We start from the raw sequence: 14166 nt of genomic DNA, 5'->3' as shown, positions 1-14166 counted from the left end.
ACAAAACGTTTTCTTCATACTCTTTATCTACAAACACTAAAATCATTGATTATGAAAAATATATTCACAGTCGTTCTTTGTCTGCTAACATTTACAGCCTTTGCGCAAAAACCATTAGAAAAACAAGTTGGCGACTTCAACGAAGTAAAAGTTTTTGATCTCATAGAAATCAATCTCATCAAATCTGACGAAAACAAAGTAATCATTACAGGAGCCGATGTAGATGATGTAGAAATCGTCAACAAAAAAGGAAAACTAAAAATACGTATGAAATTTGATCGTATTTTTGATGGAAACCAAACATTTGTAGAAGTATACTATACAAACATCAGTACCATTGATGCAAATGAAGGTGCTGAAATAGTATCAAACGAAACCATGACAATTCCGTTTCTAAAACTAAGAGCACAAGAAGGTGGAAAAATTAGAGTTGGTTTAGAAGTTGACAACCTAGAAGTAAAATCAGTTTCTGGCGGAATCATTGAAACTTCTGGGAAAGTAAAACTTCAAGAAATTACTCTAAATACAGGAGGAATTTACGAAGGAAAAAAACTCATAACGGAGCAAACCAAAGTAAAAGTTAGTGCTGGAGGAGAAGCCTATGTTTCTGCTTCTGTGTTAGCAGATGCCAAAGTAAGAGCTGGTGGATACATAGAAATTCATGGAGATCCAAAAACAGTTAAAAAAGACAAACTCTTCGGAGGAAAAATAAAAGTGAAGTAAACTATCTCAACGCAATCGCACAAAATATTTATAAGAAATTCACATAAAAACTCGATAATCTCGAAATTAAAAGTCACCCTGATAAATTTGTTTATCAGGGTGATTAGAATAAGTCATTTACACATCTGAAGGACACAAATGATCACAAATAGCAGCACTAGTAGGACAGTGAAAACTACCTGTATTATTACACGCATCACCAGAGCCACAACCTAGCCAATCTGTAAGGTCTACTTGGCTACATTGCCCAAAAAGGTTAGACTGGCAACCATCGGTTCCACCGCCATAAACATTGTTTTTAAATCCAGAAATTATCTTTTTATTCAAAGACAGTCCTTTTAAATTTCTTTTTTTCATGGTTAAAAAATTTTAGATTATTAATCTAAACTTAAGTATTAAAAGAGAGAAGTAATCTAAAATAAAACTCAAAAAAATTAAATTTCACCCAAAATATATAAAGTAGTATCCTATTACTTTTAGTACTTTTGCTTTATGTTCGACGGATTACCATATGCAGTACTTTACGGATTCATACTCGCTTTTGCAGTTGGTCCTGTGTTCTTTATTATTATAGAAACAAGTATTACCAAAGGTTTCAGAAGTGCGCTTACATTTGACTTAGGTGCTATTTTCGCAGACATTATCTTTATCATTTTTGCTTACTATAGTACAAGTAAAATCCTTGAAAAAATAAAAGATGATCCCAACCTAATCATCTTTGGAGGACTCATTCTCTGTGTTTTCGGAATAATATCGTACATAAAAACATCAAAATCATTCCGCCAAATAGTTCGTGAGCATTACAATGTATATCCAAAAAAAAACCTCTTAGGACTCTTCGTAAAAGGCTTTGTGCTAAACTTTATCAACTTCGGTGTCCTCGCAGGTTGGATTGGTGTAATTGTGATGGCAAATGCACTTACAACAACGCCACAAGGTGTCATAGTATTTTTGGCGACTGTTTTGATAAGTATGTTGGTAACAGATATTGCAAAAATATTGCTTGCGAAAAAACTAAAAAGTAAAATGACACCACGTTTTATCTTCAAAACGAAAAAATGGGTTAGTATATTAATCATTGTTTTCGGATCGGTAATGATACTTCAAGGCGCATTTCCAAAAGAATTAACAAAACTAAAAGAAGAACTAATTCAATTATTTACAGCTTAAAACTAAAAAAACCTTCTGAATATCAGAAGGTTTAGTTTTTTGTAGAGGCGTCGAGCGGATTCGAACCGCTGTACAAGGTTTTGCAGACCTCTGCCTAGCCACTCGGCCACGACGCCATTATTGATGCAAATTTAACCAAATTTCCATTTTATGCAACAAAAAAGAAACATTAAATAGCCTTAATGTTACATATGAAAATCTTACGTTTATTATTTATCTCTTTTTCTATACCTTAGAAAAAGTAATTAACGTCGTTGCAACATCTCTATCGTCACCATTTCTACATTGCCACCAATTGGCGGATTTATCTTAGAAACAGCTACGGTTGCTTCTTCAGCAATTGTAATCTCAACAAAAATTCGATCTAAAATACGCTTGGCAACATGTTCTAACAATTCAGAACGAATCGCCATTTCTTCTTTTATAATCTTATTCACATGAACATAATCAACAGTTTCAAGCAAATTATCACTCTTTGCAGAAGGTTGTAAATCAGCTTTCACAGAAACATCAACGCTGTATTCACTTCCTATTTTGCTCTCTTCTACCAAACACCCATGGTAAGCATATACTTTACAATTAGTAACACGAACAATTCCCATATCTTAAATTATAAATGATTAAAGCGGCAAAAATACAGTATTACAACTAAACATTAATTCGTAAACAAATCAAAAATATTACTAATAGCACTTGTTTTAGCTTTATAAAACTCGGTATACGAACAACGTTCGCACGAAACAGAAGTAAACTTTGCGCTTTGTACATCAAAAATTTTAGACCAACGCCCGCCAGTAGCGCGCATCTCTCCTACTACATAGGTTCTGTTAGTACATTTTGGACAAGAATAATTTGAATGTTGCATACTAATTTTGGTTTTTTGATTCATAAAATCAGTAGCAACAAACAAAGTTTTGTTACAAATTAATTCGCTAATTTTACCGTTTTATATGTTGAAGCAAAAATTCTCATGACAGAAGAAACAAAACCACTCAATTTTATTGAGCATATTATAGAAGAAGATTTGGCAAACGGAATGTCAAAAGACAAACTCCGTTTTCGTTTTCCACCAGAGCCAAATGGATATTTACACATTGGGCATACCAAAGCTATTGGAATTAGTTTTGGTTTGGGTGAAAAATACAACGCGCCAGTAAACCTTCGTTTTGACGATACCAATCCTGCAAAAGAAGAACAAGAATATGTAGATGCCATCAAACGCGATATTGCTTGGCTTGGCTATCAATGGGCAAACGAATGTTACTCTTCTGACTATTTTCAAAAATTATACGATTGGACGATTCAATTAATAAAAGATGGAAAAGCCTATGTAGATTCGCAATCTTCGGAAGCAATGGCGGCACAAAAAGGAACACCAACGCAGGTTGGAACCAATAGTCCGTACAGAGATAGAAGCGTTGCAGAAAACTTGGAATTATTTCAAGGGATGAAAGATGGAAAATTTGAAGCCGGAACACATGTATTACGTGCCAAAATTGACATGGAAGATCCAAACATGCTCATGCGCGATCCTATCATGTATCGTATTCTGTTTGCACACCATCATCGTACAGGTGACGAGTGGTGTATATATCCAATGTACGATTGGACACATGGAGAAAGTGATTATATCGAACAAATATCACATTCCTTGTGTTCACTAGAATTTAAACCACATCGTAAACTCTATGACTGGTTCAAAGAACACGTATACGAATATGGTAAAGAAGCATATCCGTTACAACCAAAACAACGCGAATTTGCACGGTTGAACCTAAGTTATACCATCATGAGTAAACGTAAATTGCTCAAATTGGTAGAAGAAAACATCGTTTCTGGTTGGGACGATCCACGTATGCCAACAATATCTGGCTTACGCCGAAGAGGTTATACACCAAATGCGATCAAAAAATTTGTTGATACAGTTGGTGTCGCTAAGCGCGAAAATGTAATTGATGTTTCGTTGTTAGAATTCTGTATCAGAGAAGACTTAAACAAAACTGCCAATCGTGTAATGGCGGTTTTAGATCCTGTAAAATTGGTCATTACCAACTATCCTGATGGAAAAGAAGAATGGTTAGAAGCAGAAAACAATCCGGAAGATGCAAATGCTGGAAGTCATAAAGTACCGTTTTCAAAAGAACTCTACATTGAACGTGAAGATTTCAAAGAAGATGCAGGAAGCAAATACTTTAGACTCACACTTGGAAAGGAAGTACGGCTAAAAAATGCATACATCATCAAAGGAGAAAACATCGTCAAAGATGCGGATGGAAACATTACAGAAATTCACTGTACATATGACGCAAACAGTTTAAGCGGAAGCGGTACAGAAGCTAGTGTACGCAAAGTAAAAGGAACCTTACATTGGGTTTCTATTGCGCATGCTATACAAGCTGAGGTTCGTGTATATGATCGTTTATTTTCTGATGAAGCGCCAGACAGTCACAAAGACAAAGACTATATGGAGTTTGTAAATCCAAACTCTTTAAAAATTGTAAAAGCCTATGTTGAGCCGTATCTAAAAGAAGCAAAAATTGAAGATCGTTTTCAGTTTCAACGCTTAGGATATTTCAATGTTGACAAAGATACGACTAGCGAAAAACTAGTATTCAATAAAACGGTTGGTTTGCGTGATACGTGGGCAAAACAAAAGCCAAAAGTTCAACAGAATCAGCCAAAACAGCAAAAGCAACAACACCAACGTCCGCCAATTGAAGAAATAAAACAATTGGGTAAAAAGTACACAAATCTTCCTGAAGAAAAACAACAAATTGCCAAAGGAAAGATTCAGGCATTAGCCGAAAAAGTTGCATATGAAGACGTAGAACCATTATTTGCAACAGCGGCTAAAAAAGCGGGAACACGCATTGCCGCAATGCTAACGCTTGGTGTTTTACTTAAAAATGGACAAGAAAGAAATGGAAAAATTGCCGAATTCATTGAAAAAGCATTAGAAGATAAAAACGAATTGTTAGTCGCGGAAGCGAAACAAGTATAAAAATAAAAGCTATTCAATAGAGTGAAAAGGACGTACAAATTGTGCGTCCTTTTTTTTGATTTTATTTAAAATTGTATATTGTCTTTGTTAACAAAAACCGAATGAAAAACTTCTTTTACCACATCACCATTATAGCTTTTATATGTTCATTAAATAGTTGTTCTTTTCTGGAAGATGACAATCTCACTCCTATTGAAAAAGAACGATTAGAGTTGGAAGAAAGTGTATATTCATACAAAGTATTATTTTGGAAATACATGAAAATGACGTTCAAGGCTAAAGATATAAACGAAGATAATCATCCTGAATTATTGCCTGTAAAAGAAAAGCTCGGAAACATCCAAAATGTTTATGACATGTACGATAAAAAGATAGAAAATGATGAACTATCTCCTTTAGATTATATAACTGTTTATAAGGATTTTACAGAAATAAAAGATTACATAAAAGAAACAGACGAAGACATTTTACCTTCAATTTTTAAAGGCGGCACACCTGAAAAAAAACTTACACCCGAAGAAGAAATAAAGCTAAGAAAATCAACTGAACATTTAGTTCTTTCAGTGGTTTCAATGTTTTCTAGAGATTTAGGAAAAGAAATTGCATTGTATGAAATTACGAAAGTAGATGTAGAAAATGCTCCAGAAAGTGAAGAAAAATGCGTGTTTCGATTGTTTAGAGCCATGTTATTTTTTGAAAAAGGAATGACCTATTTAGCAGCAGCAGACTTGACACAAAACATCAACTACATTGAAAAAAGTAGAACTGCGGACTTTTTAGACTACTATTGGTATTTATATGGTAAAAACATATCAAGACAAAATGCACAAGACCTTAGTTTAGGTATAAATTACCTACTACGCGGAATAGATCGGTTACGAATTGGTGGTGAAAAAGAGCAAGGTGCTTTGGAAGATTTTCAAGCATTTCTAAACATCATGAATCATTTAGGTGTGCAAACAGAATTAACACTCGCAATTGAAACCTATTTGCATCTCAAAAAGGAAGATTCGGAAAAAGCAATTACATCATTGCTAAAGTTACGACAGAGCAAAATGCTTACGGACAAAGAGAAAAAATCAATTGATGAAGCGGTTGGTTACCTAAAAAATAGAGAATCAGGTAAAGTATTAAACACTGTATATGACAAATACTTTCTAAGTAAAATTGTGATGAAATATACTTGGAATACAGTAAAGGAGTTGAATTGGAGACGTCTTATGAAAGAAAAAGGATTTAATAATACGGATGCTGTTTTTGAAAAAATAGATGCAACTACAGAATTTATTAAAAACCTAGAAAAACTCACTACTGAAGACGGAATCAATGAAGCTGGAAAAGAACTCAAAGAAGGTAGTGAAGAACTTTGGGACAAAGCAAAAGATTTTTGGAATGAAAATTAAATACCAAAATCCATTATAAAAATCTTATATAATCTATAACAAAAGAGTTTTCATCCTCAAAAAACGTAACATTTTTTTGCAAACTTATTAGTATATTAGCAAGCTAATTACTTTTTTAGCAATCTCTTAGAAATTAATTCCTATTTTTTTAAGATTGTTTAAAATGGTAATACTAAAAACATATGTTTTTTAAAACCTATTAACTTAATAAAAATTGTCATGAAAAAAATTACCCTTGTAAAGAACGTGCTAGGTTCTTTCATTCCTTTATTAATGGCTGCAATTTTCTTAAATTGTTCTGTAGTAAAGGCACAAAATACTGTGTATTTTCAGGATGAAGTCATTACGATGCCAAACAATATTGCATCATTCAACTGGAATTCTATGCCAGAATCGGCAAAATTTAATGAAGGATACTTCGGTTGGATTCGTTTCAATCAAACACCGACTCAAGTAATTCAAGATGACTTTGCATCTAGAGACCTCAAACTTATTGAGTATTTCCCTGATCAAACATATCTTTTCTACTTCCCAAAAAACACACAAGTATCATTTTTACAACAATCAGGAGCAATCTCTATAATTCCTGTAGAAAACAACTTCAAAAAGTCTTCTCAAATTAAATTTAACAACATTGATAGCTATGCAATGCAAGGAAACAATGTGTTAATTACTTTAGAACACTATGATTTTATCAACAAACAATACGTATTTGAAGAATTGCAAAAAGTTGGTTCGGTAACCATTTTAGAAAATTACAAAGGATATAGCATGCTTCAAATTGCTGTTCCATATGCAAAAATTGATCAAATTGCTGCAAAACCATTTGTAAAATGGTTAGAATTAATTCCACCACCACCAGTAAAAGAAGATACAAGAGGAAGAGGCTTACATAGATCTTCTAACCTTGATACACAAACACCAAGTGGTAGACATTATACTGGATCTGGAGTTGGAGTAATGGTTCGTGACGATGGAATTGTAGGACCACACATTGACTTCCAAGGAAGAATTGATAACTCTTTTGCCTCAGGAACTGGACAAACCCATGGTGATAGAGTTGCTGGAGTATTATCAGGAGCAGCAAACTTAGACCCTACAAAAAAAGGAATGGCAGCTGGCGCTGACACATATATTATAAATTACGTAGGATCTTTTTTAGATGCTGCAACAACTGATTTAATTAATAATGGTTCTGTTCAAATTACAAACTCATCTTATGGTGATGGATGTAATGCAGGATATTCAACAACATCTCGTACAGTAGATACGCAAACAAACACAATACCAACACTACTTCACGTTTTTTCAGCAGGGAACTCAGGAACGAGTAACTGTGGATACGGAGCTGGAGCAGGTTGGGGAAATATTACAGGTGGACACAAACAAGGAAAGAATGTAATAGCAACTGCAAATACATTCTTCGATGGACAAAGAGCCACTTCTAGTAGTCGTGGACCTGCGGCAGATGGTCGTATCAAACCAGACATAACTGCGTATGGTAGTAATGTTTCAACAACACTTGAAAATAATACGTATACGACGGCTACTTCAGGAACTTCGTTTTCAGCACCTGCAATTGCAGGAGTTTCTGCTCAGTTATACGAAGCATATGCAGGATTAAATGGTGGCGCTTTCCCAGAATCAGCATTAATTAAAGCAACACTACTAAATACAGCTAACGACTACGGAAATGTAGGACCTGATTTTAGTTTTGGATGGGGAATAGTAAATGGACTTAGAGCGGCTATGCTTATTGAAGACGGACGTTACTTAGACGCAACTGTAGCTCAAGGAGCAAACAATAACCACTCAATTACAGTACCAGCAAACACAACGCAAGTTCGTTTTATGGTATACTGGAGTGATACACCTGCAGCGCCAGGAGCTTCTCCAGCATTGGTAAACGACTTAGACTTAGTTGTAACAGATCCAGCAAGTACAACACACCAACCATGGGTGTTAAATACAACACCAAATGCTTCTTTATTAAACTTACCAGCAGGTAGAGGAGTTGATCGTTTAAATAATGTAGAGCAAGTATCTATAGACAATCCTGTGGCTGGAACTTACAACATTAATATTGCTGGATTCAACGTTCCTGTTGGACCTCAAAAATATTATGTAGTATATGAAATTATCTCTGACGGATTAACATTAACATATCCAATTGGTGGAGAAAGATTTGTACCAGCAACACAAGAAATAATCCACTGGGATGCTATCAATGCAACAAGTTCAACTGTTTTAGAATACTCTGTAGATAACGGAACTAGCTGGATTCCAATGGCAACATTGCCATCAACTAACAGAAATTATACTTGGACAGTACCAGGCAATGTTTCAGGTCAGTGTATAGTTAGAATAACTAATGGTAGTTTAACGGATCAAAGTCCAGAAAACTTCTCAATTGCGCAACGTGTAACTGGAGTTGTAATTCAGTCGGTTTGTCCAACAGAAGCAACAATTACATGGAATGCCGTTACAGGTGCAACGTCATACGATGTATATATATTGGGAGAAAAATTCATGGAAGTAATTGGAAACTCAACAACAACATCACATACATTCCCAATCGCTGATCCAGCTGACCCAATTTGGTTTGCTGTAAGCGCAAAAGGAGGAAATGGATGGTCTGGTTTACGTACCAATGCTAGAAATTTTTTAGGCGGAGGATTATTTAACTGTACGTTAGCAAAAGATTTATCAGTAACAACCATCAATAATACAGCTTCTGATTTTGAAACAATATGTAGTACAGACCCAATTATTGTATCTGTAGAAGTACAAAATGGTGGTACAGATCCACAAACAAACTTTATGGTTACTTATCAAGTTGGGAGTGAACCTGTAGTACAAGAAATGTATTCAGGAACATTAATGACAGGAATGTCAAATACTTTTAACTTTTCTACGCCAGTAACACTATCTGGAAATGGAGCAAGTACATTAAAAGTGTGGACATCATTATCTGGAGACGAATATGTAATTAATGATGAAAAATCACTTGATTTCTTTGCACAAGTAAGTGGAACTACTGTTGATTTTATAGAATCGTTTGAAGTAAACCCTGTAGTACCAGAAAGTTGGATATTAGATAACCCAGATGCAGCAAGAACATGGGAATCACAATCAAATGTTGTTGGTATTGATGGAAACCCAACAATAGCAGCTTTTGTTGATGGTGCAAACTACACAACAAGAGGAGCAGAAGATGCTTTCACAACAGAATATTTTGACTTAAACTTTAACGGAACTGCCGAATTAAAATTTGATCTTGCGAAAGCACAATGGTCAAATGCTTATAACGACGCTTTACGTGTTGAAGTTTCTACTGATTGTGGAGCTACTTTTACAGAAATCTATTTTAAAGATGCGTTAGATTTAGCAACTGTACCATATGTAAATGCTGCTTGGGCACCAAACAGTGCTGCAAACTGGAGAACAGAAATAATTGATTTAACACCATATGTTGGAAATAACATCTTAGTAAGATTTGTAAACATTAACGATTACAGTAATAGTACATTTGTAGATAATATCTCAATTGAAAGTACATTATCTGTTGGAGAAAATGTATTAGATAGCGCAATTTCAATGTATCCAAACCCAGCAAAAAGCAACGTTAATATTAGTATCAATACAACAATTGGAAACACATACGAAATTGAATTACTAAACAGCTTAGGACAATCAATTTCTAAAATACAAGAAACACGTTTTAATGCAAATGCACAGCAAAGCTTAGATGTTTCTAAATACGGAACAGGATTATACTTTGTAAAAATCAAAGTAGGTGATCAGTCTGTGACGAAAAAATTAATCGTCAACTAAAAAATAATACCAATCCAACCAAACTCTAAAAATCCTGAGAATGTTACATTCTCGGGATTTTTTTTATTCAGAAATCAACGATAGAGAATGTTTATATTTATAGAAAAAGGAATTGAAAATAGGTATTGAAATTGACTGCAAATAAAGCTGTTTAACGCTAAATAAAGCAATTTAAAACTACGTTGTTTGCTTTTACACAAAACGCACTAAAAACAGCGTTAAAACGACAAAAAGCTTTTATAAAATAAACTTTTATGAACGTATACTTACGAATTCAAAATGTTGTGTAAAACATCTTTTTTTAAACGTACGCTGATTGGAATTTTATAATTTTCTATCAAAATTTGACTTCCTTCAATTTCCGATATATGTTTTTTTGAAATGATATACGATTTATGTGTTTGAATAAATACCTGATCTGACAAATATTCGTGAAGTTGTTTCAAAGTAGTATGCGTAATTATCGTTTCAGTAGTTGTGATAATTTTCACATAATTCTGCATTGCTTCCAAAAATAAAATCTCATCAATTTTAATCTTCTTTAACGATTTATCACTCTTTACAAAAAAGACGTTATCTTCCTTTGTAGTTTTTGTCAAGCGATAGGCTTTGTTAACCGCTTGTAAAAAACGATCAAACGAAATTGGTTTCACCAAATAATCAATAACTTCATACGAAAAACTTTCCAAGGCATATTGTGGATACGCAGTAGTCATGACAACAAGAGGAGAAGAAGTCAACGTTTTTAACCAATGTAAACCTGTCATAATTGGCATATTAATATCTAAAAAAATCAAATCTATAGCATGCTCGTGTAAAATATCATTTGCCTGAAGTGCATTTTTACAAACACCAACAACATTCAAAAAAGAAATATCGTCACAATACGTAACCAATCCTTTGCGTGCTAGCGGTTCATCATCAATAATAATACAATTCAATACATTCATGAAATATCAATAATTAGATGCACTTTGTAAAAACCATTTTCCTCTGTTTGTGTAAGTGTATGTTTATTTGGGTATAACAAATCTAATCTTCGTTTTACATTTGCCAAACCAACACCGCCAAACGGTTGTTGCTGTGAAACAATATCTGTTGAATTATTTACATAAAGCGTTAATTTTTGTTCTTCTTCTTGTATTTTTATTTCAATACTATTTTTTTCGCTTTCATCATAATGACTGTTATGTTTAAAAGCATTTTCAACAAATGGAGTTAACAGTAAAGGTGCAATTTTTAATGAAGAACTTTCAAAATTAATATCGTACGTAAGTGAAATATCATCTCCTTTCCGGATGGCTTCCAAACGGATATACTGTGATACATATTCCAATTCTTTGTCAAGATTGATAAACGCTTCATTACTTTCATACAATTGATAACGCAACAAATCGGAAAACTGCAACAAGGTATCTTTTGCTAATTTATTATTGTTTCCAATCAAGTGATACACACTATTAATTCCATTAAATAGAAAATGTGGATTAAGTTGTGCTTTTAAATATTTTAATTCTGTTTGATGTGTTTCTTTTAGCAATTCTTGTTTTGCACGTTCAGCATTTCTGTAGGCGAATAAAAAATGATAGAAAAAGCCAAAAATACTATAGAAAACATGAAAAATCAGATTTTGAATAAACACAGAAGCACCAATAAGCAATTTAGAAACATGCACATTAATAATTTCAAAATGTAAGAGCGTTTGAATATCCAAATAGGTTTCAAAAAATGTAATAACGAATAAAAGTAATAACGAATATAACCAAAATGTAAGTTTTTTGTGTTTAATAAAAAAAGCAGGAACTAGCCAAAATACTTGTATATAACATAAAAATGCATTGAAAAACATTCCATAACCGTACGCAATACCAAGTGAACCAGAATTGTTATCAAAACCCATCCAAGTCAAGTTCCCATTTGTAATATACAAATAGTTCAATGCCCAAAAAAGCAGGTGAATGAAAACAAGAATATATAGTTTACGTTTCGACATTTACAGTGTTTTCATCAAAGAAAAACATAATTTATCAATCTTCTGCGCATGTGGACCAAAAGCGGAAACATTTGATAAAACCAATGCCGCTTTTTTACTTTTCTTATCAATAACCATGCACGACAAATAACCGCCTGTTCCACCATTGTGAAATAAAAATGTACGATTGCCTTGTGAAATAATATGCCAACCGAGTCCAACTGTGGTAGTTTCATTTATTTTTATAGTAGATTGCTGTGGCAAATTATACACAACATCATTTTCAAAGTTTTTCCGAATAAATTTTTCCATATCAACTACATTCGATTTTATTCCGCCTGCGCCAACTAACGCATCAGAAAAGTCCCAATTAGCGGTTTTACTTCCATCAGGATCAAGTCCGGAAACGAGTTGTAAAGTATCTACAGTAGCCAAAAGTGTAGTACTATGTTCCATTGCCAACGGTTTTAAAATATACTTTTGTAGCAATGCTTCGTAGGACTGATTCGATTTTTTTGTCAACACATATCCTAAAATTCCAACACCTAAATTTGAATATGTACTTGTTGTACCTGGCGTATTTTCTAGTACAATTTCATTGTTGAGGTAACTATCTAAAAGTTTCGTTGAATATTCTTTATACGGATTTCGCATGTTTTTTTCCAACAAAGGATATATATTTTGTGGAAGTCTCGGTAAGCCAGAAGCATGATTTGCGAGCATTTGCAAAGTAATTTTGGAAGCTTCAACAGGTGCTTTAGTTGGAATAATATTTAACGTCTCAAAAAGCTTATCGGTAGCTTTAAGTTTTCCAGCATTGATAAAATTTGAAAATAGGAGTGAAGTAAATACTTTCGTAATAGATCCTATTTCAAAAATAGCTTCTTTATTATCTATAGTTTGAAGTGAATCATTATTACGTATAACACCAATATATTTTGTAGAATTTCCATCAATAAGTGCAATAGAAAGTTGTGTGTTATTTGGAAAAAAATCACTGTTAGCTGTTATAATAGTTGCAATGGATGCATCAATAGTGACCAGATTGTTTTGTGCTTTTTTTACTTCTTGTGAAAGTACTGAATGTACACAAAGAAAAATAATAATTAAATAAATGATTGTTCGTCTCATGATAAGAATTGTTTACAATCTCAAAAGAACAAACTATTTATGTAGATGTAAAATTTGTTTGACGAACGTAAAAAAGATTTTGATGAACGTTAGTGAAACTCAATTTTGAGAAGTCTGCAAGACGCGCTCAAAATTGTAAGTTGAACTAATCTCGCTGTAGTGCGCGATCTTATCCTATTAAATCTGTGTAAAGTTAGAAAATTCTATTTTTTCAATAAAATTAAAACTAGAGAAGTCTGCAAGACGCGCTCAAAATTGTAAGTTGAACTAATCTCGCTGTAGTGCGCGATCTTGATCAATTAAACTTATTGAAAAACATAAATCCTACTTTTCAGCAGGATTTAGTTTCAACACTATTTATTCTTTAATATCTTCCATCTTCATTGTATTCTCCGGAATATTTAAAGAGGTTTTAAAATCTGGAAAATAAGCAATAATAGTACCTGCTGGTTTCATTTCTTTCGCTTCAACAAATGTCCACTTCTTAGTAGTTTCATTATAAAAACCTAGCATATAACTTGTAGAAATAATACGCTTACCGTTCATTTTCATTTGATTGTAATTTTCTACATAACAACGATATTCTCCTTGCTCTTTTACAATATCAGATACAGCTTTTGTTTTTGCTATTTCATACGAAAAACCGTTAGCTTTCATTTGTGTAAAAGTAGTTTTTAAGTATTCTTCCATGATATCAGCGCCGCCAGCAGCTTTCAAAATATTTGGATGTGTATACGTAAGTAATGTTTTAAAATCTTCTTTTAAGGTAGCTTCACAAGCTGCTTGTGCATCACGCATAGCGCTAGCTTTCATCGCTTTTGTATCTTGTGCATACAACGTTGAGGTTGCACAAAATATAAATAGGAGGAAAGTGATTTTTTTAATCATAATAAAATATATTTAATTGAATTATTAGACATGAAAAACCCGAA

The 14166-nt window shown here is 33.3% G+C and carries 12 protein-coding genes and 1 tRNA gene; 5 read left to right on the top strand and 8 right to left on the bottom strand.

Features of this window, described 5'->3' with window-relative positions:
* The first annotated feature begins 51 nt into the window (after nt 1-51).
* Entirely contained in the window at nt 52-723 is a 672-nt protein-coding gene (locus tag ACQ654_RS14120) for a head GIN domain-containing protein (protein WP_430410986.1), read from the top strand.
* Nucleotides 724-840: 117 nt separating this feature from the next.
* Here ACQ654_RS14120 and ACQ654_RS14115 read toward each other — a convergent pair whose 3' ends face one another.
* Nucleotides 841-1080, bottom strand: coding sequence for a hypothetical protein (locus ACQ654_RS14115; RefSeq protein ID WP_430410985.1), 240 nt, complete (start codon nt 1078-1080; stop codon nt 841-843).
* 135 nt (nt 1081-1215) lie between these two features.
* Here ACQ654_RS14115 and ACQ654_RS14110 point away from each other — a divergent pair, with 135 nt between their 5' ends.
* Nucleotides 1216-1893, top strand: coding sequence for a LysE family translocator (locus ACQ654_RS14110; protein WP_430410984.1), 678 nt, complete (start codon nt 1216-1218; stop codon nt 1891-1893).
* 45 nt (nt 1894-1938) lie between these two features.
* Here ACQ654_RS14110 and ACQ654_RS14105 read toward each other — a convergent pair.
* The 3 genes from ACQ654_RS14105 to ACQ654_RS14095 all read right to left on the bottom strand — a co-directional run bounded on the left by ACQ654_RS14105 (nt 1939) and on the right by ACQ654_RS14095 (nt 2758).
* Nucleotides 1939-2009 (bottom strand) — tRNA-Cys (locus ACQ654_RS14105).
* A gap of 129 nt (nt 2010-2138) precedes the next feature.
* Complete coding sequence (gene folB / locus ACQ654_RS14100; protein ID WP_430410983.1) at nt 2139-2495, bottom strand: dihydroneopterin aldolase; 357 nt, start codon at nt 2493-2495, stop codon at nt 2139-2141.
* A gap of 53 nt (nt 2496-2548) precedes the next feature.
* Entirely contained in the window at nt 2549-2758 is a 210-nt protein-coding gene (locus ACQ654_RS14095) for a zinc ribbon domain-containing protein (RefSeq protein ID WP_430410982.1), read from the bottom strand.
* A 105-nt stretch (nt 2759-2863) separates the two neighbouring features.
* Between ACQ654_RS14095 and ACQ654_RS14090 the strand changes: the two genes are divergently transcribed.
* From ACQ654_RS14090 to ACQ654_RS14080, 3 genes are all read left to right on the top strand, one after another.
* Entirely contained in the window at nt 2864-4894 is a 2031-nt protein-coding gene (locus ACQ654_RS14090) for a glutamine--tRNA ligase/YqeY domain fusion protein (protein WP_430410981.1), read from the top strand.
* Between the two features lie 101 nt (nt 4895-4995).
* A complete protein-coding gene (locus ACQ654_RS14085) occupies nt 4996-6297 on the top strand; it encodes a hypothetical protein (protein ID WP_430410980.1) in 1302 nt (433 codons plus the stop codon).
* 219 nt (nt 6298-6516) lie between these two features.
* Nucleotides 6517-10131: a S8 family serine peptidase gene (locus ACQ654_RS14080; RefSeq protein WP_430410979.1), complete on the top strand. Its 3615-nt coding sequence runs from the start codon at nt 6517-6519 to the stop codon at nt 10129-10131.
* A gap of 266 nt (nt 10132-10397) precedes the next feature.
* Here ACQ654_RS14080 and ACQ654_RS14075 read toward each other — a convergent pair whose 3' ends face one another.
* From ACQ654_RS14075 to ACQ654_RS14060, 4 genes are all read right to left on the bottom strand, one after another.
* Nucleotides 10398-11081, bottom strand: a complete 684-nt coding sequence (locus tag ACQ654_RS14075) for a LytR/AlgR family response regulator transcription factor (RefSeq protein WP_430410978.1) — start codon at nt 11079-11081, stop codon at nt 10398-10400.
* A complete protein-coding gene (locus ACQ654_RS14070) occupies nt 11078-12124 on the bottom strand; it encodes a sensor histidine kinase (RefSeq protein ID WP_430410977.1) in 1047 nt (348 codons plus the stop codon). The genes ACQ654_RS14075 and ACQ654_RS14070 overlap by 4 nt, the downstream gene beginning before the upstream one ends.
* On the bottom strand, nt 12125-13234 hold the full coding sequence (locus ACQ654_RS14065; RefSeq protein WP_430410976.1) for a serine hydrolase domain-containing protein: 1110 nt from the start codon (nt 13232-13234) through the stop codon (nt 12125-12127).
* A gap of 357 nt (nt 13235-13591) precedes the next feature.
* A complete protein-coding gene (locus tag ACQ654_RS14060) occupies nt 13592-14122 on the bottom strand; it encodes a hypothetical protein (RefSeq protein WP_430410975.1) in 531 nt (176 codons plus the stop codon).
* Nucleotides 14123-14166: the final 44 nt, after the last annotated feature.

Source organism: Kordia sp. (assembly GCF_965283645.1).
Taxonomy (GTDB): Bacteria; Bacteroidota; Bacteroidia; order Flavobacteriales; family Flavobacteriaceae; genus Kordia.
The sequence above is the reverse complement of the archived record's forward strand: the minus strand, read 5'-3'. Positions and strand labels throughout refer to the sequence as shown.

Bases quoted from the DNA above. Each gene is read 5' to 3' on its own strand.
- ACQ654_RS14120 (WP_430410986.1), top strand. From the start codon at position 52: ATGAAAAATATATTCACAGTCGTTCTTTGTCTGCTAACATTTACAGCC.
- ACQ654_RS14115 (WP_430410985.1), bottom strand. From the start codon at position 1,080: ATGAAAAAAAGAAATTTAAAAGGACTGTCTTTGAATAAAAAGATAATT.
- ACQ654_RS14110 (WP_430410984.1), top strand. From the start codon at position 1,216: ATGTTCGACGGATTACCATATGCAGTACTTTACGGATTCATACTCGCT.
- folB (WP_430410983.1), bottom strand. From the start codon at position 2,495: ATGGGAATTGTTCGTGTTACTAATTGTAAAGTATATGCTTACCATGGG.
- ACQ654_RS14095 (WP_430410982.1), bottom strand. From the start codon at position 2,758: ATGCAACATTCAAATTATTCTTGTCCAAAATGTACTAACAGAACCTAT.
- ACQ654_RS14090 (WP_430410981.1), top strand. From the start codon at position 2,864: ATGACAGAAGAAACAAAACCACTCAATTTTATTGAGCATATTATAGAA.
- ACQ654_RS14085 (WP_430410980.1), top strand. From the start codon at position 4,996: ATGAAAAACTTCTTTTACCACATCACCATTATAGCTTTTATATGTTCA.
- ACQ654_RS14080 (WP_430410979.1), top strand. From the start codon at position 6,517: ATGAAAAAAATTACCCTTGTAAAGAACGTGCTAGGTTCTTTCATTCCT.
- ACQ654_RS14075 (WP_430410978.1), bottom strand. From the start codon at position 11,081: ATGAATGTATTGAATTGTATTATTATTGATGATGAACCGCTAGCACGC.
- ACQ654_RS14070 (WP_430410977.1), bottom strand. From the start codon at position 12,124: ATGTCGAAACGTAAACTATATATTCTTGTTTTCATTCACCTGCTTTTT.
- ACQ654_RS14065 (WP_430410976.1), bottom strand. From the start codon at position 13,234: ATGAGACGAACAATCATTTATTTAATTATTATTTTTCTTTGTGTACAT.
- ACQ654_RS14060 (WP_430410975.1), bottom strand. From the start codon at position 14,122: ATGATTAAAAAAATCACTTTCCTCCTATTTATATTTTGTGCAACCTCA.